This is a genomic window from Roseobacter sp. S87 (assembly GCF_055693285.1).
Window position 1 is genome coordinate 2,755,666 of record NZ_JBVFTR010000004.1, and the last position, 22,062, is coordinate 2,777,727.

23 protein-coding genes and 1 tRNA gene are annotated in these 22,062 nt (G+C 58.4%); 15 read left to right on the forward strand and 9 right to left on the reverse strand.

The window, feature by feature from the left end:
* Position 1: 1 nt before the first annotated feature.
* Positions 2 to 697 (forward strand): DUF4198 domain-containing protein, encoded by a 696-nt coding sequence (locus ACZ1HA_RS14475; protein WP_472714376.1) that lies wholly within the window; start codon positions 2 to 4, stop codon positions 695 to 697.
* Positions 698 to 1,325: 628 nt separating this feature from the next.
* On the opposite strand, the gene ACZ1HA_RS14480 is transcribed toward ACZ1HA_RS14475, so the two are convergent.
* The gene (locus tag ACZ1HA_RS14480; protein WP_375230040.1) at positions 1,326 to 2,240 is read right to left on the reverse strand and encodes a LysR family transcriptional regulator; all 915 of its coding nucleotides are present in this window, start codon (positions 2,238 to 2,240) and stop codon (positions 1,326 to 1,328) included.
* Positions 2,241 to 2,429: 189 nt separating this feature from the next.
* Between ACZ1HA_RS14480 and ACZ1HA_RS14485 the strand changes: the two genes are divergently transcribed.
* From ACZ1HA_RS14485 to ACZ1HA_RS14510, 6 genes are all read left to right on the forward strand, one after another.
* Positions 2,430 to 3,050, forward strand: a complete 621-nt coding sequence (locus tag ACZ1HA_RS14485; RefSeq protein ID WP_375230039.1) for a class I SAM-dependent methyltransferase — start codon at positions 2,430 to 2,432, stop codon at positions 3,048 to 3,050.
* A gap of 34 nt (positions 3,051 to 3,084) precedes the next feature.
* A complete protein-coding gene (locus tag ACZ1HA_RS14490; RefSeq protein WP_375230038.1) occupies positions 3,085 to 3,741 on the forward strand; it encodes a DUF2306 domain-containing protein in 657 nt (218 codons plus the stop codon).
* Between the two features lie 62 nt (positions 3,742 to 3,803).
* Complete coding sequence (locus tag ACZ1HA_RS14495; protein ID WP_375230037.1) at positions 3,804 to 4,223, forward strand: DUF6326 family protein; 420 nt, start codon at positions 3,804 to 3,806, stop codon at positions 4,221 to 4,223.
* A gap of 50 nt (positions 4,224 to 4,273) precedes the next feature.
* A complete protein-coding gene (locus ACZ1HA_RS14500; protein WP_436398703.1) occupies positions 4,274 to 4,930 on the forward strand; it encodes a methyltransferase domain-containing protein in 657 nt (218 codons plus the stop codon).
* Positions 4,931 to 4,977: 47 nt separating this feature from the next.
* Positions 4,978 to 5,349, forward strand: coding sequence for a VOC family protein (locus tag ACZ1HA_RS14505; protein ID WP_436398701.1), 372 nt, complete (start codon positions 4,978 to 4,980; stop codon positions 5,347 to 5,349).
* 75 nt (positions 5,350 to 5,424) lie between these two features.
* Positions 5,425 to 5,898, forward strand: coding sequence for a GNAT family N-acetyltransferase (locus ACZ1HA_RS14510; protein ID WP_375230034.1), 474 nt, complete (start codon positions 5,425 to 5,427; stop codon positions 5,896 to 5,898).
* A gap of 332 nt (positions 5,899 to 6,230) precedes the next feature.
* Here ACZ1HA_RS14510 and egtD read toward each other — a convergent pair whose 3' ends face one another.
* Genes egtD through ACZ1HA_RS14530 form a run of 4 tightly spaced genes read right to left on the reverse strand, consistent with a single transcriptional unit; the run spans position 6,231 to position 10,895 of the window.
* Positions 6,231 to 7,172, reverse strand: coding sequence for an L-histidine N(alpha)-methyltransferase (egtD, locus tag ACZ1HA_RS14515; protein WP_472714377.1), 942 nt, complete (start codon positions 7,170 to 7,172; stop codon positions 6,231 to 6,233).
* A complete protein-coding gene (gene egtB, locus ACZ1HA_RS14520) occupies positions 7,172 to 8,425 on the reverse strand; it encodes an ergothioneine biosynthesis protein EgtB (protein WP_472714378.1) in 1,254 nt (417 codons plus the stop codon). The genes egtD and egtB overlap by 1 nt, the downstream gene beginning before the upstream one ends.
* Before the next feature lie 28 nt (positions 8,426 to 8,453).
* A complete protein-coding gene (locus tag ACZ1HA_RS14525; protein ID WP_472714379.1) occupies positions 8,454 to 9,821 on the reverse strand; it encodes a DsbA family protein in 1,368 nt (455 codons plus the stop codon).
* A gap of 24 nt (positions 9,822 to 9,845) precedes the next feature.
* The gene (locus ACZ1HA_RS14530) at positions 9,846 to 10,895 is read right to left on the reverse strand and encodes an SRPBCC family protein (RefSeq protein WP_472714380.1); all 1,050 of its coding nucleotides are present in this window, start codon (positions 10,893 to 10,895) and stop codon (positions 9,846 to 9,848) included.
* Positions 10,896 to 10,953: 58 nt separating this feature from the next.
* Here ACZ1HA_RS14530 and ACZ1HA_RS14535 point away from each other — a divergent pair, with 58 nt between their 5' ends.
* Positions 10,954 to 11,961 carry a LysR family transcriptional regulator gene (locus ACZ1HA_RS14535; protein WP_472715334.1) on the forward strand — a complete coding sequence of 336 codons (1,008 nt, stop codon included), beginning with the start codon at positions 10,954 to 10,956 and terminating at the stop codon, positions 11,959 to 11,961.
* Here the strand turns inward: ACZ1HA_RS14535 and ACZ1HA_RS14540 are convergent.
* A complete protein-coding gene (locus tag ACZ1HA_RS14540; RefSeq protein ID WP_472714381.1) occupies positions 11,958 to 14,021 on the reverse strand; it encodes a protein-disulfide reductase DsbD family protein in 2,064 nt (687 codons plus the stop codon). The genes ACZ1HA_RS14535 and ACZ1HA_RS14540 overlap by 4 nt on opposite strands.
* 158 nt (positions 14,022 to 14,179) lie before the next feature.
* On the opposite strand from ACZ1HA_RS14540, the gene ACZ1HA_RS14545 reads away from it, so the two are divergent.
* From ACZ1HA_RS14545 to ACZ1HA_RS14555, 3 genes are read left to right on the forward strand one after another with little or no spacing between them, the layout of a single operon-like run.
* Positions 14,180 to 14,773 carry a carboxymuconolactone decarboxylase family protein gene (locus ACZ1HA_RS14545; RefSeq protein WP_472714382.1) on the forward strand — a complete coding sequence of 198 codons (594 nt, stop codon included), beginning with the start codon at positions 14,180 to 14,182 and terminating at the stop codon, positions 14,771 to 14,773.
* Between the two features lie 47 nt (positions 14,774 to 14,820).
* Positions 14,821 to 15,324 (forward strand): SRPBCC family protein, encoded by a 504-nt coding sequence (locus ACZ1HA_RS14550; RefSeq protein ID WP_472714383.1) that lies wholly within the window; start codon positions 14,821 to 14,823, stop codon positions 15,322 to 15,324.
* Positions 15,325 to 15,384: 60 nt separating this feature from the next.
* Entirely contained in the window at positions 15,385 to 15,984 is a 600-nt protein-coding gene (locus tag ACZ1HA_RS14555) for an SRPBCC family protein (protein WP_472714384.1), read from the forward strand.
* 627 nt (positions 15,985 to 16,611) lie between these two features.
* On the opposite strand, the gene ACZ1HA_RS14560 is transcribed toward ACZ1HA_RS14555, so the two are convergent.
* The 3 genes from ACZ1HA_RS14560 to ACZ1HA_RS14570 all read right to left on the reverse strand — a co-directional run bounded on the left by ACZ1HA_RS14560 (position 16,612) and on the right by ACZ1HA_RS14570 (position 17,502).
* Positions 16,612 to 16,688 (reverse strand) — tRNA-Arg (locus tag ACZ1HA_RS14560).
* Positions 16,689 to 16,729: 41 nt separating this feature from the next.
* Positions 16,730 to 17,179 carry a GNAT family N-acetyltransferase gene (locus ACZ1HA_RS14565; RefSeq protein ID WP_472714385.1) on the reverse strand — a complete coding sequence of 150 codons (450 nt, stop codon included), beginning with the start codon at positions 17,177 to 17,179 and terminating at the stop codon, positions 16,730 to 16,732.
* Between the two features lie 11 nt (positions 17,180 to 17,190).
* On the reverse strand, positions 17,191 to 17,502 hold the full coding sequence (locus ACZ1HA_RS14570; protein WP_436398600.1) for an ETC complex I subunit: 312 nt from the start codon (positions 17,500 to 17,502) through the stop codon (positions 17,191 to 17,193).
* A gap of 192 nt (positions 17,503 to 17,694) precedes the next feature.
* On the opposite strand from ACZ1HA_RS14570, the gene radC reads away from it, so the two are divergent.
* The 4 genes from radC to ACZ1HA_RS14590 all read left to right on the forward strand — a co-directional run bounded on the left by radC (position 17,695) and on the right by ACZ1HA_RS14590 (position 21,969).
* On the forward strand, positions 17,695 to 18,501 hold the full coding sequence (gene radC / locus ACZ1HA_RS14575; protein WP_375229889.1) for a RadC family protein: 807 nt from the start codon (positions 17,695 to 17,697) through the stop codon (positions 18,499 to 18,501).
* 99 nt (positions 18,502 to 18,600) lie between these two features.
* Positions 18,601 to 18,852 carry a hypothetical protein gene (locus tag ACZ1HA_RS14580; RefSeq protein ID WP_472714386.1) on the forward strand — a complete coding sequence of 84 codons (252 nt, stop codon included), beginning with the start codon at positions 18,601 to 18,603 and terminating at the stop codon, positions 18,850 to 18,852.
* Between the two features lie 103 nt (positions 18,853 to 18,955).
* Entirely contained in the window at positions 18,956 to 21,157 is a 2,202-nt protein-coding gene (gene uvrB, locus ACZ1HA_RS14585) for an excinuclease ABC subunit UvrB (RefSeq protein WP_472714387.1), read from the forward strand.
* A gap of 59 nt (positions 21,158 to 21,216) precedes the next feature.
* A complete protein-coding gene (locus ACZ1HA_RS14590; protein ID WP_472714388.1) occupies positions 21,217 to 21,969 on the forward strand; it encodes a hypothetical protein in 753 nt (250 codons plus the stop codon).
* Positions 21,970 to 22,062 lie beyond the last annotated feature (93 nt).

Sequence of the window (22,062 nt, forward strand, 5' to 3'; positions counted from 1 at the left end):
CTTGGCCGCACACGAATTCTGGATTGAGCCACAGTCCCTGACCCTCTTAGAAGGGGAGACGCTGCGCCCTGTCGTAATGGTCGGGACTGAATTTGACGGGGTTCCGCATCCGTTTGATCCGCGGGCCTACCGACATGTTATCTGGACCGCACCAAACGGCGAGGTGAAGGTCAGCCGGACTAACCAACCGCAAAATTTCGCCCAACTTACATCCGGTCTGCACATCCTCGGCGTGGAAAGCAATCCGCAGGTCCTGTCCCACGATACGATAGCCGATTTTAAAGCCTATATCGCGGAAATTGGTCTATCGGACCGCGTCGATGCGGATGATCCGGGTATAGTCCCGGGCGGGCCGATTATCGAAAGCTATCGACGTTTCTCAAAAACGCTTGTCCGTTACGGCGAACCCTCCGGGTCGGATCAGGCCATTGGTCTGGAGTATGAATGGATCAGGCAAGACGATGGTTTCCTGCTTCTTGGCAAAGGCATGCCCCGCGACGGTCATCCAGCATTTCTATTTTGCCGCAATGCGGAGGGATTGGTGACGGAATTTCGATCTACTGAAACGGACGCGCAGGGCCGGACAAACCCTGCAATTGAGGGGCAGCACACTTGCTTGCTGAATGCGGTTTTCATTGCACGACAAGAGGATCGCAGCTGGCAGAGTTCCTGGACCTCAATTTTGTTCGGGCGCTAGGCCTGTCTTGCAAATCCGACATTGCGTGGGTTGATGCAAGGCTTTGAACGGCGGCGGCAGGATGTGCTTTTCATGCCAATAAGCAAAGTCAGATCTGGACGGCGCTACTCCCTTCGATTTCAAGCTGTTCCGTCTCGGATCCGTTCACCGTTTGCCCTTCGATCACGACCTCCCCGCTCCATGCAAGTTGAGTGCGATCGCTTGCTACAACGCGTTCAAATTCGACTGGCCAGAACGGTTTGACTTACCAAAATCGCATTGATGCCGACCCCGACGGCCCAATATCGACAATGGCGAAGTTTAGCAGAGCGGGCGAAACGGGCGCCTGTGAGGCAAACCCAGCTCGGAATCAAGCGAAGCGCCGGGCCCTTTGGACTCTCTGCGGACCCCGAAGCCACAGCAGCATCCCAACCAAATCAACGCCGAACCCTGTAACGCAACGGCCCAAACCAGCCGTTCATCGCGAGATAAGTTGCCGCATTGCAGCTTCCCCAAAGCGGAAGTTGATCGATTGCGCAGCATCTCCAACATTAACGTACACTCATCGGATAAAACGAACTCGTGCAAGCGCAGTTTCAACTATTGCCACGCGACCTTACTTGCTCCGGGTTCGGCGCTTTTGCACCTGTTAATCGCCACCACTTCGGCGCTTCGCAACGTCTGACAGACCCCGGGCCAGCAGGTCGAATACGATCCGGATACGACGGCTGGTCTGTAACTCCCGATGGGTGACCAGCCAGATTGGAAACTCAAGCGAAGGGAAATCCGGCAAGACCTTCTCTATGCCAGGTTCAGCCTCGCCCAACGTTTCGGGCTGCATAGAGATGCCATAGCCCGCTTTCACCATTTCCCATGCGACGACACCGCTCTCGCTCGACATCACGAAGCTCTCTGCGCGAACGGGCACGCCCATGTTGTGCAGTGGGGCCATTAGCCGCTCGGGGTCGGCATTGCCGACGAAATCGAGTGCAGCCACATCGCGCGGTGTCCGTGGGCGGCTTGCACGATCGAGATAGTCGGTCGCGGCATAGAGATTGGCGCGAAAGTCGCCCAAGTGCCGTGCGATCAGGTCCGGCTGATCCGGGCGGACGTGGCGTATCGCGATGTCCGCCTCGCGCTGCGTCAAATTTTGCATCTCACTCGACGCAAGAATGCGGACGCGGATGCCAGGCGCCATCTGTCTCAACGGCTTGAGCACACCCGGCAGGATCGCTGCTGACAAGAGGTCCGTTCCCGTGACCGCGACCTCTCCGGTGACATCCTGAGATTTACCGTCGGCCACCATCGAGATGAGCGTTGCAGCCTCGCCCATCGTGCGCATGTGATCAATCAGGTCGCGTCCTGCTTCCGTCAAGGTAAGACCACGGACGCTACGTTCTACCAGCGTGACGCTAAGTGCCTCCTCCAACGCACCGATCTGCCGTCCTATCGTCGGCTGTGTTGTCTTCAGCACGCGCGCCGCGCCGCTGAACGAGCCTTCTTCCGCTGTCGCGAGGAAGGCGCGTACCTGGTTCCAATCGAAGGAGACGGCCTGCCAGTTCATTCATGAGCGTATAGCAGGTGGACGAATTTAAGCAATCGACCTTTCATGAGCGCATGGATGATACCGGCTGCGAAACGGGATCGGCCCGATCTCGGCAACCGAAAGCGACACAATGTATTCCGCAGTTTCTTACGACTGGCACATCCGCGCTGCTTCAAACCTGAAGTGTAACATGCAAAGGAAACCGACATGACTGCCCAAGCCTTCTGGCACCGGCATGCGCCCAAGTACGCAAAAAAGCCCATCGCCGATGTCACCGCCTACGAAGAAAAGCTGGAATGCGTCACTGCGCTTCTTCGATCGACCGATCGCGTTCTTGAAATCGGCTGCGGGACAGGCGGAACGGCGAGTAAGATCGCGCCTCTCGTCGCTCATGTGACCGCAACCGACCTCTCTGCCGAGATGATCCGGATCGCCCGGTCACGTTCAGGCGGCGATGCCGCAGGAACACCAGAATTCCTTCAGGCGGAGGCGGCGCAAGACATTCCTGGCCAACCGTTCGAGGTCATTTGCGCGTTCAGCCTGCTTCATCTGGTGGATGACATACCCATCGTGCTGGATTCAGCATTCCACCAAATGAAACCCGGCGGTCATTTCATTTCCAAGACGGTTTGTCTGAAGGACGCGCCGCGCTGGATGCGAGCCATGGTTCGTGTGCTCATGGCCCTGCGGATCGCGCCTAATGTGATCATCTTGAGTCACGCTGAATTGACCCGGCATCTGTTCCGGGCCGAGTTCGAAATCGCGCAGACGGGGTACTTCGGAAAGAACCGACTGAGCCCCTTTATCGTCGCGCGCAAGCCCGCCTGAGGCAGACCGACACCTTGTTCTGAGAGACCGAAGCATGCACTTTATCAGCCGTCGCGAATGGGCGTTCCTTGCCCTCGTGTTCCTCTACTCTTTCATTCCGGCAGTCGTCGGTCTGGTCCGGCTTCCGGAACTTCTCGGCACTCCGGCGATCATACCGCCAAACCCGCGTGCGGTGATCGATCCCCTCCCGATCACATTGCATATTCTCGGCAGTTCAGTTTTCTGCCTTGTGGGGGCTGTGCAGTTTCTGCCGAGCCTGAGGCGCTACCGCCCCGCCTTGCACAGGATCCTCGGGCGGATCGTGGCGGCCACTGGATGCGTCAGCGCGCTTACCGGGCTATGGATGACCGTAGCTTACGTATTTCCCGACGCCCTGCAGGGACCATTGCTTTATGGGGCGAGGGTCACGCTTAGCCTCGCGATGGTCGCCCTCATCGCATGGGCCGTCGTCGCGATCCGGTCGCGAAACGTCGCTGCGCACCGCGCTGCGATGCTGCGCGCTTATGCCATCGGCCAAGGGGCCTCAACGCAGACCGCGCTCTTTCTGGTCACGATGGGCCTCTTTGACACTGAGCCGTCGGGGTTTTCCCGTGACGTCCTGATGGTCGGGGCGTGGGCCATCAACCTTGCGATTGCAGAACTAATGATCCGCCGCGCCTTTGCAACGCGCACATCCGGCGCGGTGATCTGAACCCGGTCGTGCTCCCGGCCTGATACCGGCAAACTCCAGAAACACAGAAAGAAGACACCAAAATGAGACGGCTCGATTCCCATATTCTTCTTTCGGCCCTGTGGCTGTTCATACTGCTCAACATCATCTTTCGCGATATTCACCAGTTTGTCCTCGCGTCCCATATCGAGATGCTGCTGACAGGCCATTACAACGGCATCGAGATCACCGAAGGGCTGATGCTTTTGGGCGGTTTCCTCGTCCAAGTGCCGATTGCGATGGTGCTCTTTTCGCTCCTGCTAACCCGCAGGATCGGTCGCCCTGTCACCTTTCTTGCAGCGATCTTCACGACGGGTACGCTCCTTTCCTCGCCCCCTACCGACATGGATGACATCTTTCACCTCGTCATCGAGATCGCGGCTCTAATGGCAATTCTCTGGACCGCATGGATGTGGCCCGAGCACGAACACACCGCGCCGCAATCCAACGCAAGTTCTTCGTAAAGAACGTGTGCGCACCGCGGACACTATGAATGAGTAATAGGACCAAAGAGATGTTGGCAGAAACGCCTATAAGCGATCCGGTCGATCTTTATGACAGGCTCGCACCTCGCTATGACAAACTTCATCATCGCTGGCTGCGTCATGCAGGCGGCGAGGCGCAGGCCGCCCTGGAAGGCCTGGTGCGTGCACTTGCGACGCCGAATTCGAAGTTTTTGGATGCTGGCTGCGGCACCGGCAATCTGGCACGTGCATTGATTGCCGAGGGTATGCCCCCGAATTTGATGACCCTTCTCGACCCGTCCGCGGCCATGCTTGCGAGCTGCGCCGATATTCCTGTGCCAAAGATACAAGGACGGTTGGAGTCCTTGCCGTTTGAGGATGGCGCATTCGATCTTGTGACCTGTGCTTGGGCTCTGGAAACCGTCCCCGATCCCCATCTGGCTTTGACTGAGCTTTGCAGGGTTGTTCGAGCCGGTGGCGCTCTTTGTCTCGCGTTTTGCGCGGATGAGCCTGCCCGTGGTCTTGCCGACAGCCTAATGCGCCAGGCGCTTTTGTTTCGCGGGACCGGCCGTTTTATGTCCCGCTCCCGATTGATGCAGGCAATCGAGCGTTTCGAAAATTTTGAAGTGCGGGCAATTCCGAGCCATGGTCCGGCCTCGACCTTACTTGCAAGGCGGTCTGGCGCAGCAACCCAGGCGTCTTTTTAGCCGGGCTTAGAGTTGAAATGACGCCCACAGAATTACGGAGATCAAGTATGATCGGATATGTTACCCTCGGAACCAACAACTTCGGGGCCGCGCTGAAATTCTACGACGCCTTGTTTTCGAGCGTGGGTGCAAACCGCCTTTGGAAACACGGCGATATGGCCGCATGGGGCCGCTCAAGGGCCGAGCCTGCGTTATGCCTTGCTTGTCCATTCAATGGGGAACCGGCAAGCGTTGGAAACGGGGTGATGGTCGCATTGAAAATGACCAACAGAAAAGCCGTCGATACGCTTCACGCCAAGTGCCTCGAACTTGGCGGAACAGATGAGGGACCCCCCGGCCCACGCGGAGATCATGGTTTCTACGGAGGATATTTCCGGGATCTGGATGGCAACAAACTGAATGCCTATGTCCCAGCGTGACGCCAGGCAAAGAGTTGGCTGAAAAAAATCTTGTCCAGCTGACAATGAGCGACGAGCACATCGAAAGACGCCGCAATGAAATCTGAAATAAAATTCGTCCGATTGTCGGAAATTGACCCAGCCGAAATCTTGGCGCACATGTCCGACCCGCGTGTCGCCGAGCATATGCCGCTTCTGAAATTTAGTTGGAATGCCGAAACAGTGGCGCGGTTTGTCGCCAAAAAGGAAGAGTGTTGGCACCGTGACGGACTTGGACATTGGGCATTCTTGTCCGATGACCGATATGTCGGCTGGGGTGGATTTCAAAAAGAAGGGGCCGAGTGGGATTTCGGACTGGTCTTGCGGCCCGACACGTTTGGCCTCGGGCCGCGCATCTCGCGAAAGGCGATCGACTTTGCAATTTCCGATGAACGCATCCCGTATGTGACCTTCCTTTTACCACCGTCACGCACGAACCTGCGGGCACTCGACAGAATTGGTGCTTGGCGGGTTGGCGAAGTCGATTATGACGGGGCGACCTTCCTCAAATTTCAACTTTTGACAGGATGACGGAATTGTCCGATTTCTGGCACATCCCAGATTCAGAGTGTCGTAACTCGCGGCCCATAGCCGACCTTGAGCACGGTTTTCGGAGACTGCAGACTCAGCCAACTTATCCGCCGTTCGCTGCGCCTGCTCGATAGAAGCAGCGCTGGAGGTCTGCTCAGCGGACAGAGCTGCCTTTTGATATCTTCGTCTCTGCGTCTGCTATGCGTCGTTTGCGGTCGCAGCAAAAAGCACCTTGGATGGTAAGCAGTTCTTCTCCGCGGTAGCAGCATATATATCATGCGTACGCAAAGCGGACCTTTGTTAGCCCAATAACAGTCGGAGCCTTGCAGACCTCACACCGGAGAGAGCACGGCGACCGCGAACCAGGCTTTGGTGTCGGTGTGGAACGCATCGATCTTCCAGCCGGACGCTTTCGCCAACTCGTGCAGGCCTGCTTCGGTGTATTTGCGGCTGTTCTCGGTATGGATGGTTTCACCAGCCTTGAACTGAATGTGCGCGTCACCGACGCATACGCTCTGGTCCACCTCGCTGCGCAGGTGCATCTCCACCTGGTTTTCATCTGCGTTCCAGCGGGCCTCGTGCCGGAAGCTTTCCAGATTGAACGTTGCGCAGATCTCGCGGTTCAGGCGACGCAGGAGGTTTAGGTTGAACTCGGCCGTCACACCCGCCGCGTCATCATAGGCCGGGATCAGGACATCAGCCGACTTTACAAGGTCAGCGCCAAGGATGAACCGGTGAACGCCGTCCCACGCCCGGACGCTGGACAGCAACGCGACCGCCTGCTCTTGATCCAGATTGCCGATGGTCGAGCCGGGAAAGAAGACCGTCTTTGGTACGTCAGACAAGTCTTTGGGCAACGCAAACGAACCGGTGAAATCCGCGACCATGGGCTGTACGGACAGTCCCGGGTATGCCTGCGCCAGCTTGACCGACGTGTCTCGCAAAAACTCGTCCGCGACGTCGACCGGGACATACAGGCCCAGATGCGGTGCGGCATCAATCAGCAGCCGTGTCTTGACGCTCGCGCCACTTCCAAGTTCGACAAGCGCCCCGCCAGCCAGGATGGACTTTGATAGCGCACCAGCCTGCGCGCGCAGGATGTGCGTTTCCGTGCGGCTGGGATAGTACTCCGGCAGTTGCGTGATCTCTTCGAAGAGGCGGCTGCCTTCGGTGTCGTAGAACCATTTGCTGGGGAGTGTCTTGGGAACCTGTTGCAGACCGTCGAGCGCCGCGAACAGCAGCGCCTCGTTCATGATGACCGGCGTGTCCAGCATCACGCGTCCTTTGCCAACCGGAGGCCAAGCATCTGCCAGCGCTGATGCGGGTAAAAGAACGTCCGATAGGTCGGCCGCATCTGCGCGCACGGCGTCGCGCAAGACCCGCCGCGCAAGACGAACTGGTTGACCATGAACTTGCCGTTGTATTCGCCAATGGCACCGGTTGGAGCGCGGAACCCGGGGTAGGGGGTGTAAGGGCTTTGCGTCCATTCCCAGACGTCGCCCCAGATGCCGTCGCCGGGCAGCGGGCGGAACGCGTCGCTGTCGGCAAAGTTGCCCTCAATCGGCCGATTGCGGAATGCTGCCTCGTGTTCCGCCTCCGTCGGCAGACGTGCCCCTGCCCAATGCGCGAACGCATCCGCCTCGTAGTAACTGACATGGACAACCGGAGAATCGAGGGCCACGGGTTGTGCGCCGCGCAACGTAAAAGACCACCATTCGTCATCCTGTCGCCACCAGTAAAGCGGCGCATCCCACGCTTCGCGCTGACGTGTTGCCCAGCCGTCGGACAACCACAGGGTTTGTTTTTCGTATCCTCCATCCTCGATGAAGGCGATCCAGTCCCGGTTTGTGACCGGGCGGTTTGCCATCGCATATGGCGCAAGGTGGGTCGGATGGCGCGGGCCTTCGCAGTCGTAGTGAAACGCATCGCCGGTGTAACCGATCTCTACCAGCCCCCCTGCATGGCTATCGAACTCCAAATCTGTTGCCTGGACAACCGGGAGCGGTTCGGGAGGGCGATAGGCCGGCATCAAAGGGTTGTATGACAAGCCATGCAGCAGGTCCGTCACCAGCAGCTCCTGATGCTGCATCTCGTGGTGGCACCCAAGCGCCACCAAAGCCGCAATCTCCGGCAGGTCGTCCCGCCCTGAACTGAGCAGCCTGTCGAGCGACGCATCGACATGGGCGCGATAGGCGTGAACGTCCTGCAACGAAGGGCGTGAAATCAGACCGCGCTTGTCACGGGCATGTCGCGGGCCTGCTTGCACGTAGTAGGAATTGAAGAGGAACGCGAAACGGTCGTCTGGCGACACGTAGTCTTTGCTAGCGGACCGAAGGATGAATTCCTCAAAAAACCAGGTGGTATGGGCCAAATGCCATTTGGCGGGGCTCGCGTCTTCCATGGACTGCAGCATGGCATCTTCGGCAGAGAGAGGTTTGACCAACTCAGTCGTGCGCTGGCGGACTTCGGACAAGAGCGTTTGAACGGCACCCAGGTCATCTGTCTTAAAGTATAGGGCTTCGGTCACTTTTAGAGCCTCCAAGACCGGTCTGGGGTTATTTCAGGGTGACACCGATGAAGGATGCGATTGCCTGAGCGTCCCAGCCTGTGAACATCTGTTCGCGGCCATCCGGCAAACGGACAAAGAAACCCGGCGTACCGGCGAGGCCAAGCGCGCGCATGGCCGCCGTGTTGACCCGCATGTCGTTCTGATATGTGCTGATCGCAGCCTCGGTATCCGCGATTTCGACGGCTATCCCGAGCTGTTCAAACTCGCGGAGCGCGCGGGCACCCGTCATTTGTCCCCTGCCATCCATGAGCGCGTGGTAGGCGCGATTGTAGTCTTCCGGACTTGCGATCGAAAACGTCAACGCTGCGGCCTCACGTGATCCGGGACCGATTAACGGAACGTCCACCGCGACGACCCTGGTGTTGTCAGGCATCTGTGTCAGGAACCGGTCCATCTGTCGGTGCGCAATCCGGCAGATCGAACAGTTGAAATCGAAGAACTTATAGATCACGAGATCACCGTTGGGGTTTCCAAAATAGCCACCCCGCGCCTCGGCGGAGGCAAGAGCTTCGGCGACGACGGCTTCTGGGTCGGCATCGGTGTCTGGCGCAGCAGTAGCCGCAATGGGAAGTGGCCGAATTTGCGGCACTTGCACACCTGCAATCCGGTCATCAATCCAGGCCGTTATCGCGCGGCGTCCGGCGCTGCTCACCACATGGGGGACCGGGAAGGTTTCTAGCTGAACGGACAGTCCGGCATCAGACAGCGCGGCGACGGTTGCATCCAGTTCCTCGGCGCTAAATCGCGCGTCGCGCGTGCCGTAGCCCAACAGGACCGGCGCGCCGCCTTCGACTGTCAAGTCTTCGGCGCGAACCTCGCGCGGCAACCCGCCTGCAAAGGCAATGTAGCCTGCAGCGAGATCGGGGTGTGTCAACGCAAGCCCAAGCGCCATCGACGCACCTTGGCTGAACCCAACAATGTAGACCTGTGCGGGGTCCGCTCCGGTCTCGGCGACAAGGGCGAGGGTTGCGTCCGCAACCCGGTCGCTGCCCAGGCGCACGTCGCGTGGATCCACCACGACCGAGCCCGAGCTATCGTCGAGAGGGAACCAAGCGCCCCCTCCGCCCTCCACCGGCACGGGCGCGTTTAAGGCAATAAAGGAGTGGGCTGTGTTCGGCTGAATATTGACGAGTGATTCAATCTGCTTGGCGTCCATGCCGTAACCATGGAGGCCGACAATGAGCGCGGCGCCGGGTGCGTCCGCCTCTCGGATGATCCGCGCGCCGATCTCACCCTGATCGGTCACGAGCGTGATGATGTTCGCGTCAGATTGCGCCGCTGCCCCCTTGGGGACCACGGCTGCGAAGGGGATCGACAAGCCGACTGCTAGCAGAAAAGATAGTATTTTGCGCATGTTCGACCCCCTTGCCGATCAGTTTTAAGACGGGAACTGGCGCGCGTAGGGCGTGCCATTCTCAAGGAAGTACTTGAGATCGTCGATCCCGAAACCCGCGAACATGAAGAAGCTCGTCCGCGCGAAAGCAACGGCCTGCGGCGGCACGCCAGGTGCGGTCTCGAAGACGATGGAAACCGTGACTTCAGACGAATCTTCATCAATCGGTTTGACGCTCCATTCGGCCTCGTTGGTGGTCACGAAGGGCGGCATGCCTGCTTCGATCGTGTAAGCATAGGTGAGATTGTCTTCGTCATAGCGTGTGATGATCTCACGGGTCGCGCCCCCAAGGCCGGGGATGAAACAGGCGCGTACGTCGCCAACTTTTCCATCCGTGTCCTCGAATTCGATGGACTCGATCACGCTCGACCATTCGTGGGCACCTGCGTAGTTCTCGGCCACCTCGGCCCAGACGTCCTGTGCAGACACGTTGAATACCCGGGTGTGGGTCAACGCAACGTCAGCGATCCCGCTGTGCATCCCGCTGGCATAGCCGCCAAACCGGTCCGTGAGGCTTGCCGCAGCTTCGGTGTAAAGGGCCATCACCTCCCCGGAGGTCCCGCCGTCGAAATACTGCTGCCAGGACAGGACCGCGCCGTCGCGTTCTTCAGCGGGGCGCACCTGCATCACGGCAAGGTGGTCGGACACGCCCAGCGGGTTGTCGCCGGGCAAGCTGTAGGCAAAGGACATTTTGCCTGCATCGTTCACGAGGATCGTTTCGGTCACCACCGTACCATCCGCGAGTGTCAGGTCACGGGACTTACCGTCGCCGGACACGGATACATCGGACACCACGCCGATCATGTCATCAACGTTGTTGCTGTCAGAGACGAAGGCAAAAACGTCAGCGGGCGAGGCGGCGAGTTCGACCTCGATTGCGAACTGCATGGGTGCCATGGTCAGTTCGTCGACCATGACCGCACCGACGACACGCGGTGGCATATCCTGAGCGACCGCAACGGGTGCGGTAGCCGTGAGGCTTGTGGCAACGGCCAGAATGGCGGCAGTTGTTTTGAGACTAGAAATCAGGCGCATGGAATCCTCCTGGTTGGGTACCTGCGCACAAGATTTACACTAGTCGAAAATGCACCTCATGTTCTGTTTGAGGGCCGCACTGGACGAAAAATGGAACGCTAGCTATATATTGAAGTGTGACATCCACACACGAAAAAATATCGTCTCTGGGCCAAAGGTGATCTCAACGGTGTCTGTCGATTGGAACGATTTGAAGGTCTTTCTCGCCGTCGCGCGTGCGGGGTCAATCCGCGGTGCATCAGAGAGCCTAAAGGTCGCGCACTCCACTGTGTCCCGCAGAATGGACGCGCTTGAATTTGCGTTGAAGGCTCGCTTGTTTGATCGGACGCCGGACGGCTTGCTGATCACCTCGGCAGGCGAAGACCTGCTTGGATCTGCTCAAAAGATTGAAGAAACAATGCACTCTGCCGAACGGTCCGTCGCGGGACGAGATCGCGAGCTGTCCGGGGATGTTCGCTTTACTCTACCGCTACCGATGGCCGTTTGCGTTCTGACAGACGATCTCGCGAACTTCGTTGAGCAAAATCCGCTCGTTAACCTGATCCTCGACCTAACCGAGGACCTTCTTGATCTGTCAAAGCGGGAAGCTGACATTGCAATGCGTTTTACATCGCAAGGTAATTCGCCGCCCGACTATCTGGTTGGGCGCAACCTGGCGACCCAGGCGTCCTGCGCCTATGCTTCGACCGATTACATCGAGGCGCATACCTTTTCGGGACCCAACCGAAATGGGCGCTGGCTTGGATGGGACGACGTTGTTGAATATCCGAAATGGGTCCATTCGGCAGGGCTGGAGCCGATGCCGGTTATGGGCAGTTTCGACGACGTATTTGTCCAGATGGCTTTTGCCAAACGTGGCCTCGGTATGGCCTTCCTTCCATGCATGATGGGCGACCTAGATCCGGGGCTTCAGCGAGTGCCCGACGCACGACCAGTGCCACATACGTCCCTATGGGTTCTGACACATCCAGACCTGCGAGACAGCGTTCGACTCCGCAGTTTCCGCGAGTATCTGTACGATGTTGTGTCCGACAAGCTTGACCTCATCGAGGGGCGCGGTGCTTAACCTTGTGCCTGCCGAAGGGCGTCCAGGACGGTTCTCCGGGTCAAAAGCTCAGGCAGCACGATCCCATCCGGCGCGCCGGGCCCGTAGACCACATTGAACGGAATGCCGTAGCGGCCATGGCTCGTCAGATAAAAAAGAATGCTATCGTCGCGCTGCGTCCAGTCGGCCTGCAGGGGCGCGACCCCCTCCGCTTCCAGCGCAGCGCGAACATCGCCGTCGCTCAGCGCAACTCGTTTATTGACTTGGCACGTGATGCACCAATCTGCTGTCACATCGACAAAGACGACCTTGCCCGCAGCGACGAGACGGTCTCGCTCCGCTTCGGTGAATACTCCGAACTCGGCTGTCACGACGGACGAGGCATCAGCCTGCGACGAGGTGATCACGCTGGGGCTCAACATTAGTGCCAACGCAATAATCGCAAGTGTCGCCCCGATAGCACCGCCTTGGCCTTCGACCGACCGGCCTGCCCAAAGCGCAGCCCCCATGACGACAAGGCCAGCCGATACGACGATGGCAAGGATTTGCCCGGAAACGCCAGCGATAACGAAGAGAAGCCATACGGTTGTCGCTGCAAGGGCAAGCCCAAGCGCCTTCTTCATTGTGAGCATCCACTTACCAGGCTTGGGCATCGACGTCGCAAGCCGAGGGAACCCAGCGACCAGCAGGAAGGGCGCGGCAAGGCCGAGACCGAGCGCGGTAAAGATGGTCAGTATTTCGAATGTGCCCGATGACAGCGCGAACCCGATTGCCGTCCCGACAAAAGGTGCGGAGCACGGGGTGGCGAGCAGCGTCGCGAAGACGCCGGTCAGGAAGTGACCCTTTAGCGTGTCCGAGTTGCCGATCTGCGCGGTCCCGGACATCCATTGCGGCAGTGGAATTTCAAACATGCCCAGCAGATTGTAGGCGAACACCGTGACGATGAAGGCCATGAAAACGAGGAAGTAGGGGTTCTGGAATTGAATGCCCCATCCCACCGCAACGCCAACCGACCGCAGTGCAACAGCCCCAAGGGCGAGAATCCAGAAAGACGCCAGAATGCCCATGGCAGACGCCAGAAACGACAGGCGGACCCGGGCCGGGCTATGTCCGCCGTGTGAGACGACCGAGAGCAGCTTGATTGACAGCACAGGCAAGACACATGGCATCAGGTTCAGGATCATGCCGCCGACAAAGGCGATCCCGACGAAGCCTAAAAACGCGGAGACCGAGATGCTGGCCGGAGCCCGGGCGAGCAGTGAAGTGTCCAGTTGAGCCTCGAGGCCGCGTGTACCATCCACGATGGTAAGAGTTAAGTCTTTGCCCGCAAGGTCGGCGGGCGTGCCTTCAAACGTCTCAGCACGTAGCGTCGCGGTGAAGCTCAGCCCATCCTCTTGCAGATTGATAGTGGGGCGCGAAAACAGGATCTCGTCCGGTCCCTCCACGATCACGTCGGGAGAGGTCAGAGGGAAAACGGACGTAACGCGCACTGCTATGCCATTGCCAGTGTCCGTGAGGGTGGCGTCGTCCAGAGACAACCCGGATTTAGATCCATCGCTCGGAACCTGAGACTGGTAGAGGTCGATCAACTGCGCATCCGAGCCTGCGGTGGGCGTGCCCGGTTTGAGATTCAGAGAAACTTTGGCGGCCTGTGGGACGCAAATCTCCTTGCAGAGCAGATAGTCAACCACCGCGTTCAAATGAACGGGCTGTGTCAGATCCGGGACATGCACATTCACCGGAAAGACAACGCGGTCGCCGTATCCAAAGGTGTCGAGGTCGAACAGCGAAAACCGATGTGGTGCGGGCCATTGCATTGGGGTTGGTTCGGCGTTGTCCGACCCTGACCAATCCACAGTGACCGGATAGCCCGCGTCGCCCGGGCTTCTCCAATAGGTTTTCCATCCATCGTTGAGCCGAATGTCGACGCCGACCTGAAGCAGCCCATCGGCTGGCGCTGCCGTTTGCGCCGCAATCAGCCGCGCGCTCGACAAATCCAGATCTGTCCAGCCCTCATCCGCCTGCGCGGACACCCCGGCAACAAGAGCAATCGCAACTGCAAACGACCTGAAAAACCGCATTGGACTACTCCTGTTCGTTGGCAATCGCGTACAGTCTATCGGACCAATTTCAGACCAACACGCATCATTATTGGAACTGGCCGGTGCAAAAGTGAGCATGGCGCAGGCGAAGCCTAGTCCCCACGTTGGTGCCATCGAGATCCAAAGGAGTTCCGGTCATGTCCAAGCAATCGCTCATCACTGTTGAGCTCAAGACACCTAACAATGCTGAAGGTGCCGCAGCGAGTATCCTTGCTGGAGCGCGCGATCAGCTTGGCTTTGTGCCGAATATGTACGCGGCCATGGCGAACCTGCCGGCCGTCTTGGAACACTACACAGCCAGCTATGCCGCGTTCCGTGAATCTGCGGGTTTCACGCCCGCCGAGCAAGAGACGGTTTTCCTGACGATCAGCCATGCGAACGGTTGCCACTACTGTATCGCCGCTCATTCCATGCTCGCTGACAAGACGTCTGGCGTTCCGAAGGACGCGCTGGACGCCCTGCGCAAGGGTGACATGCCTGCTGACGCCCGGCTTGGTGCCTTGTCCGAGTTCACCAGCAGAATGACGCTCTTGCGCGGGGCGGTCGAGAAAGACGATGTCGACCGCTTTCTGACTGCCGGTTTCACCAATCAGCACGTCTTTGGGGTGATACTCGCCATCGCTTGCAAGACATTCTCCAATTACACCAACCACTTGGTCGGAACCAAGGCCGATGCCGCGATGGCGGCCTACGCCCTGTCCGGTGACGATCTCGCGAAAGCAACTGTGTAAGCGCGTATCCCGCGCGTCTCACCCTCAAACCTAGAAGGAACAAAAACATGCATGCAGAAATGACAAAACGCGTGAATGCGTCGGCTGAAGACGTCTGGGCGGCCTTCAACGACTGGGGCGGCATTTGGCGCTTTCAGCCGTGGGTCGTGCGCTCCCCGCTGCTCAGCCAGAACAACGAGGGCGTGGGCGCCAAGCGCCGCTGCGAGTTCGTCGACAAGACGTCCATCGTCGAGACAATCACAAAGATCGATGATGGTCGCGCCATTCACATGACGCTGAGCGAGACTCCCAAACCCATGAAGGGTGGCAAGTCCGTCATCCGCCTGAGCCCAAGCGGCAGCGGCACCGACGTTATCGTCGAAATGGACATTGAAATCGGCATGGGCCCCCTCGGCGCAATTATGGGAAACCTCATGATGAAGCCCATGATGAAAAAGCGCGTGTCGCTGATGCTCGAGAGCCTTGAGCACCACCTCAAGACCGGTGGAAAGATCGACAGCAAAGGCGTTAAGCACAGCTCCCCGTCCGCTGCTGGCGCCGTGCCCGCATAAAACAATGAAACCAAATGGAGAGCGTGGCGGGTCGTCGCCACGCTCACATTGGAGTGCAAGATGAAAAAGATACTCAAAGTAATTGGCGCCCTCGTCGTGATCGCTATCGTTGGGGGTTTAGCGTTTCTCAGTTTCAGCCCAACTCTGAGAAGCGACCCGAATGTTGGCCTGTCGCCCGACACACATGTATTTGGGGACCTGGATGTCCGGGACTTCACCGACAAACCGCTCGGCGCGGAGGTGAAGGTGTTCCTGCCAATTCCACCGACAGAAGCGATGACGATTGTCGCCGCGTTCGAAGACTACGGGGATTGGGTGTCCCCACCACCGGAGAATGTTGTGGTCGACAATTCACCCAGGGAAGCCGGGGATTTTGGGGTCGGTTCTCTGGTCTCTTACAAGGAAGGCGAAACAGACGAAATCGTTCACCTTGACCCGGCGGCTTCGATGGTCGCGAAACCACTTTGGGCACCTGACGCTTTTGAAGGCCATCGGGGGGTCGTGATCGTGACGCCAGCCGAAGGCGGCTCAATCATGCATATGCGGCGATACTTTGAGACCACGAATATGCAGGGCTGGATGATGTCGAAAATGATGCCAATGTTCATGGAAGGCAGCGCCAAGAACCTCGCAGAGATCTATGGCGGTGAAGTTCTTTGAAGACGGTCGTGCGGATGTGCGCGGGACAATAAACCGTGTTGCGTCAACCAAGCGCGGCAGTTTCACTCTGCAAAAAAGAAGACTGACGATGAACGTACGGTGTCACCAGCTTGGCTGTCACCCTAAACCGGGTGGGCAAATAGCGGCGCACAAAAAAGAGGCCGATTGGCCCGCAGTCTTGCCTTCGATCACCTGTTACATCGTGCAGATGCGGCGAACGACAGGTTTGAACGGCAGCGGAGCTGCATCAAGGCGCGGAAGCTGACGGCAGCGTTGAGCCGTCATCACATATGCGAATGTCAGCAAACCGCCCATCGCAGCTACTCATGTAAGGTGCAGCATTTGGAACTTTGGGCTCTATCCCGTCATTGGATCGGTTGCAGAATTCTTGAGTTCAACGCCCAAGTGAACGGCAGCTTTCGCGAGCCCTGCAGAGATTCATTGCAAACGCAGCGAATGACCGGTTTCCGCCCAAGATGCAAAATTGGCAATATGCAAAGCAGACGTTCAACTGCTAAGGAATTTTTCAGGCCCGCATGCCGCCGCTGGCTACTGATAGTGTGGTCGCTATGTGGTCGCTCTCAAACATATTTGAACGATCGAAATGCTCTAACTGTTTGATTTTATTGGCGATCCCTGAAGGACTCGAACCCTCAACCTGCTGATTAGAAGTCAGCTGCTCTATCCAGTTGAGCTAAGGGACCGCTGCTCCGTACATGCCGCAGGTGCGCGCCGCGCGCAAGTCTCAGATCCGGCGGGTCATGAAAATGCTCAGCGGGTCCTCGCTGTAATCACCAAAGGGCGGACAGGGCGTAAAGCCCTCAGCAGCATAAAGCGCCCGTGCCGCCGCGTGTTCCGGGCCCGAACCGGTTTCCAGCCACAGGGACCGGACCCCCTCGCCCGCGGCGTGACGGATCAGCCCCTGCAACAGATGACGCGCCAGCCCCCGACCGCGATGCTCCGCAGCAGTGTGCATCGATTTGAGCTCGCCGTCAGCCTGACCGAACCGGCGCAGCGCACCAATGGCAACGGCTGTGTCCTTTTCACGGATCGCGAACAGCGTAATGTCGGGGTCGGCCAGGTTATCAGCCGGCAGCACATGGCAGCTTTCGGGGGGCGACTGAGACCGCATCAGCTGAAAATGCCGCTCCAGCAGCGCCGCAACATCCGGGTCCTGCGCTGCAACGCGGAGCACATCAGGCCGCGTCAATGGGTCCAGGCACCGCGGCGGCTGGTGGCAAAGTTCTCGCCATATCCGCCGGGACGGATGTTGGGCCTGCGTTTCTTCGGCTCCAGCACATCAGCGTCGATGCCGTTGTCCCGCGCATATTCCACTGCTTCTTCCTTGGTACGGAAGCGCATGCGCACCTGGCTCTGCATGTCGTCCGAAGAGGTCCAGCCCATCAGCGGATCAACCTCGCGCGACGAGGCCGGTGCAAACTCAAGGACCCAGGCGTGGGTCTTGGCCATGCCCGACGACATGGCGGTTTTTGCAGGCTTGTAGATTCGTGCGCGCATCTTCTGGCTCCCGGACTGGCTCAGGGCAGTATATCAGAGATTTCGGCCCGTCAGGCAAGACGCCAAATTGTCCTGCCTGTTCAACTTTTACCCGGTTTGATGAAATCGGGCGCCCGGCCTGACAATTTTAACCATTCGCTAACCATGACCAGGGAATATCTTTCGGTGCCTGCACGCAGGAAGGAGTACCAGGTGAGCAATCAGAAGCATGGATTTTCCGAAGAAGCCCTGCGCGGGCTTGAGGATCTGGACCGCCGCATCCCGGCCTGGGCTGAAACGCGGTCGCTGCAACCCGGAGAGTTTGCGACCCGCGGCGGCGGCCCTTCTCCGCACTATGTCGGCCACAGGCAACGCCTGCGCACACGGTTTCTGTCCGGCGGGCACGCCGCGATGCCCGAATACGAACTGCTCGAACTGCTGCTGTGCAATGCCATCGAACGCATTGACGTCAAACCGCTCGCCAAGAAACTGCTGGAAACTTTCGGCGATCTCAACGGGGTTGTCGCCGCCTCGGAACACCGCCTGCTGCAGGTCAAAGGCACGACCCGCAAGGTGTATTTCCAGCTGCGCCTCGTCGAGGCATTTGCCCAGCGTATGGCGCAGGCCCGCGTGCTGCAGCGCTGCGTCCTGTCGTGCTGGGACGACCTGATCGATTATTGCCGCACCTCAATGGCGCACCGTGACACCGAACAGTTCCGCATTCTGTTTCTGGACAACAAAAACGTTGTGATCGCCGACGAGGAACAGGCGCGCGGCACCATCAACCACGTGCCCGTCTACCCGCGCGAAGTTGTGAAACGTGCCCTCGAACTGAACGCTGCTGCGCTGATCCTCGTGCACAACCACCCCTCCGGCGACCCCTCACCCAGCGATTCTGACATCACCATGACCGACGCGATTGTGCGCGCCTGCGAGGCCATTGACGCGCGGGTCCATGACCATGTGATCATCGGCAAAAACAGCGAGGCGTCCTTCCGGTCACTGGGGCTGCTGACCTGAACATCAGCCGACGTCACCACCGTCAGCTATGATGATCTCCGGCTCTGGAACAACAGGCTGATTTCGGTCGCCCAGACGATGGAAGAGGAGCTGGGCACTGTGCAGGGGTTTTCTCTGGCCCACTCAAACGACTACAGCAAACTGCGCGCGAAACACATGTACGATACAGTCGAAGGGCTGACAGCCACGCGTGACAATCTCATCTACAAGGTCGGCAATAACCATATCATCGAGATAAACAAGATCATCCAGGACGTTTCTGCCGACGTCGAAATTCTGGACAAGACCGCCTATGAAGCTGAGCTTTTTGATCTTCTTGATGTCCTGAACCCCGCGGTCAAAGACAACTGAGCCGCCACGCACCTCCTGCCATTCCCTGTCAGGATTGCCGCACCGGCCCCTTGAACCCCTGACAAAACATGACACCTTGGCAGTAACCCCAGGGAATCTGCATATGTCTTACGCTCACACTGACAGCTCTGACGCTGTTCTTTCCAATCCTGCGCCCGATGTGCGCGACCGCCCCAAGCTGGAAGGCGGCCTGAAATTCGTGCTGGCCACTGAATTTGAACCGGCCGGTGACCAGCCCACTGCGATTGCCGAACTGGCCGATGGCGTCACCTCCGGTGAGCGGGACCAGGTGCTGCTCGGCGCCACCGGCACCGGCAAAACCTTTACCATGGCCAAGGTGATCGAAGAGACCCAGCGTCCGGCAATTATCCTGGCGCCGAACAAGACACTCGCCGCGCAGTTATACGGTGAGTTCAAAGGCTTCTTTCCGGACAACGCCGTCGAATATTTTGTGTCCTACTACGACTACTACCAGCCCGAGGCCTACGTCGCGCGCAGCGACACCTACATCGAGAAAGAAAGCCAGATCAACGAACAGATCGACCGGATGCGCCACTCGGCCACCCGGGCGCTGCTGGAACGCGACGATGTGATCATCGTGGCCTCGGTCTCGTGCATCTACGGCATCGGCTCCGTCGAAACCTATGGCGCGATGACCCAGGATCTGAAAACCGGCTCTATGTACGACCAGCGCCAGGTCATGGCCGACCTGGTGGCCCAGCAGTACCGGCGCAATGACCAGGCCTTCCAGCGCGGATCTTTCCGGGTGCGGGGTGACAGCCTCGAAATCTTCCCCGCCCACCTCGAAGACCGCGCCTGGAAACTCTCGTTCTTTGGCGAAGAACTGGAATCCATCACGGAATTCGACCCGCTGACGGGCGAGAAAACCGATACTTTCGACCAGATCCGCGTCTACGCCAACAGCCACTATGTGACGCCCAAACCAACCATGCAGCAGGCGATCATCGGCATCAAAAAAGAGCTGAAAATCCGCCTCGACCAGCTCGTGAGCGAGGGTAAACTGCTTGAGGCGCAGCGGCTGGAACAGCGCACCAACTTTGACCTCGAAATGCTGGAGGCCACGGGCGTCTGCAACGGGATCGAGAACTATTCGCGCTATCTGACGGGCCGCGCACCGGGCGAGCCGCCCCCCACGCTCTTCGAATTCATCCCCGATCATGCCATTGTTTTTGCAGACGAATCCCACGTTTCTGTCCCGCAGATCGGTGGCATGTACAAAGGCGACTACCGGCGCAAATTCACGCTTGCCGAACACGGGTTCCGCCTGCCCTCCTGCATGGACAACCGCCCACTGAAGTTCGAGGAATGGGACGCCATGCGACCCCAGTCCGTCTTTGTCTCTGCCACGCCCGCCGGCTGGGAAATCGAACAGGCCGGTGGTGTTTTCACCGAACAGATCATCCGCCCCACGGGCCTGATTGACCCTGAAATTGAAATCCGCCCCGTTGAGATGCAGGTGGACGATCTGCTCGACGAGGTGCGGCGCGTGGCCGAAAACGGCTACCGCACGCTCGTGACCACGCTCACCAAACGCATGGCCGAGGATCTGACCGAATACATGCACGAACAGGGCATCCGCGTGCGCTACATGCACTCGGACATCGACACCATCGAACGCATCGAAATCCTGCGCGATCTGCGGCTGGGGGCCTTTGACGTACTGATCGGGATCAACCTGCTGCGCGAAGGCCTCGATATTCCCGAATGCGGGCTCGTGGCCATTCTGGACGCGGACAAAGAGGGCTTTCTGCGCTCGGAAACCTCGCTCATCCAGACGGTCGGCCGGGCCGCGCGGAACGCCGAGGGCCGCGTGATCATGTACGCCGACCGCATCACCGGCTCGATGGAACGCGCCATCGGCGAGACCAACCGGCGGCGTGCCAAACAGCTGGCCTATAACGAAGAACACGGGATCACGCCGCAGACCGTGAAAAAGAACGTCGAGGATATTCTCGCCGGTCTCTACAAGGGCGACACGGACATGAACCGCGTCACGGCGACGGTCGAAAAACCGCTCGCGGGGGGCAATCTGCAGGCCGTGCTCGACGGGCTGCGCGCGGACATGCGCAAGGCCGCCGAAAACCTGGAGTTCGAGGAAGCCGCCCGCCTGCGCGACGAAGTCAAACGTCTGGAAGCAGTCGATCTGGCCGTCGCCGACGACCCGATGGCCCGGCAATACGCGGTGGAAAAGGCCGTGGACGATGCCCAGAAAGCCTCAGGCCGCAGCACCATGGGCCGCGGCGGGATGCGCGGCGGGGTGAAGCGGAAGAAGCGGCGGCGGTAAATTAGAGTTTCTATTGGGAACGTGTTACTAGAACGTTTTCGAGTTTACGGTTAGGTTCAATGTTTGACCCGGAAGTTGAAATTGCAGACTTTTTAGAATCCTGCTTTGAGATAGCACTCTTATCTTCTCAAGAAGAAAACGCCGAAAAATATGGCCCTGAAAACTGGCGCATATTAAGCCTCCTGTCAGCGCGTGGGAGTAGAGTTGTCAAATCGACTTTGGAACTTCATACAGCGTTTGAGGACTTAATATTAGCTCGAAGAATGCTGCGACGATATCCATGGCATGGTACCGAAATCTCGAAAGTAAAACACTTTGAATTGACGTGGTTCCTGCTTCAAAACCTTTGTTACAAATACAAAGAAAAGCTGAAGCTTTGTTATAATGCTCAAAAAGAACTAAGCCTGATGCTTGGGGAGGCGCCACCTGGATGGCTAAAGAGCGAACTGAAGGTTGTCGAGGTAGCATTGGGGAAAGCAATTAAATCCCGCGGCAACAGCGTACATAGTTGGGATGAAAAGCAATCGGATATCGACTGGTTTGGTACCGTTCATTTTCTCCATAGCTTACGGGAGAATGGAGAAAAATTCGATTTACCAGATGGTTACTTCGATGTCGAAGGCCATTACCAAGACGCTAAAGCTATGCTAGGTGAAGAGACCAGTAAAATGGAAAACGCTGCGCGCTCCGTATTGGAGAGGTACTTGACGTTCCATGCGCCCACTCCGAAGACCCTGCTGAACCGTGCTCAAAAAATTCTTGATGAGGTCAAGGCGGGCGGCCAGTTGACTATGAAAACCAAAGACACTTGACGAAAAAGCGCCCTCCCCGCGTGGGATGGTCGGGCGCGGGCTTTGCACAGCAAAGCCTCTGGTGGATTTCCAGCGTTCTCCGGCTACCTCCCC

What these genes read in the sequence shown, in the direction of transcription:
- ACZ1HA_RS14535 (WP_472715334.1), top strand. Translation starts at nt 10,954, where the DNA reads ATGTTCTGTTTGAGGGCCGCACTGGACGAAAAATGGAACGCTAGCTAT.
- ACZ1HA_RS14500 (WP_436398703.1), top strand. Translation starts at nt 4,274, where the DNA reads ATGTTGGCAGAAACGCCTATAAGCGATCCGGTCGATCTTTATGACAGG.
- ACZ1HA_RS14505 (WP_436398701.1), top strand. Translation starts at nt 4,978, where the DNA reads ATGATCGGATATGTTACCCTCGGAACCAACAACTTCGGGGCCGCGCTG.
- ACZ1HA_RS14590 (WP_472714388.1), top strand. Translation starts at nt 21,217, where the DNA reads ATGTTTGACCCGGAAGTTGAAATTGCAGACTTTTTAGAATCCTGCTTT.
- ACZ1HA_RS14485 (WP_375230039.1), top strand. Translation starts at nt 2,430, where the DNA reads ATGACTGCCCAAGCCTTCTGGCACCGGCATGCGCCCAAGTACGCAAAA.
- ACZ1HA_RS14480 (WP_375230040.1), bottom strand. Translation starts at nt 2,240, where the DNA reads ATGAACTGGCAGGCCGTCTCCTTCGATTGGAACCAGGTACGCGCCTTC.
- ACZ1HA_RS14510 (WP_375230034.1), top strand. Translation starts at nt 5,425, where the DNA reads ATGAAATCTGAAATAAAATTCGTCCGATTGTCGGAAATTGACCCAGCC.
- ACZ1HA_RS14495 (WP_375230037.1), top strand. Translation starts at nt 3,804, where the DNA reads ATGAGACGGCTCGATTCCCATATTCTTCTTTCGGCCCTGTGGCTGTTC.
- ACZ1HA_RS14570 (WP_436398600.1), bottom strand. Translation starts at nt 17,502, where the DNA reads ATGCGCGCACGAATCTACAAGCCTGCAAAAACCGCCATGTCGTCGGGC.
- ACZ1HA_RS14550 (WP_472714383.1), top strand. Translation starts at nt 14,821, where the DNA reads ATGCATGCAGAAATGACAAAACGCGTGAATGCGTCGGCTGAAGACGTC.
- uvrB (WP_472714387.1), top strand. Translation starts at nt 18,956, where the DNA reads ATGTCTTACGCTCACACTGACAGCTCTGACGCTGTTCTTTCCAATCCT.
- ACZ1HA_RS14540 (WP_472714381.1), bottom strand. Translation starts at nt 14,021, where the DNA reads ATGCGGTTTTTCAGGTCGTTTGCAGTTGCGATTGCTCTTGTTGCCGGG.
- ACZ1HA_RS14530 (WP_472714380.1), bottom strand. Translation starts at nt 10,895, where the DNA reads ATGCGCCTGATTTCTAGTCTCAAAACAACTGCCGCCATTCTGGCCGTT.
- ACZ1HA_RS14545 (WP_472714382.1), top strand. Translation starts at nt 14,180, where the DNA reads ATGTCCAAGCAATCGCTCATCACTGTTGAGCTCAAGACACCTAACAAT.
- ACZ1HA_RS14525 (WP_472714379.1), bottom strand. Translation starts at nt 9,821, where the DNA reads ATGCGCAAAATACTATCTTTTCTGCTAGCAGTCGGCTTGTCGATCCCC.
- egtD (WP_472714377.1), bottom strand. Translation starts at nt 7,172, where the DNA reads ATGCTGGACACGCCGGTCATCATGAACGAGGCGCTGCTGTTCGCGGCG.
- ACZ1HA_RS14555 (WP_472714384.1), top strand. Translation starts at nt 15,385, where the DNA reads ATGAAAAAGATACTCAAAGTAATTGGCGCCCTCGTCGTGATCGCTATC.
- ACZ1HA_RS14490 (WP_375230038.1), top strand. Translation starts at nt 3,085, where the DNA reads ATGCACTTTATCAGCCGTCGCGAATGGGCGTTCCTTGCCCTCGTGTTC.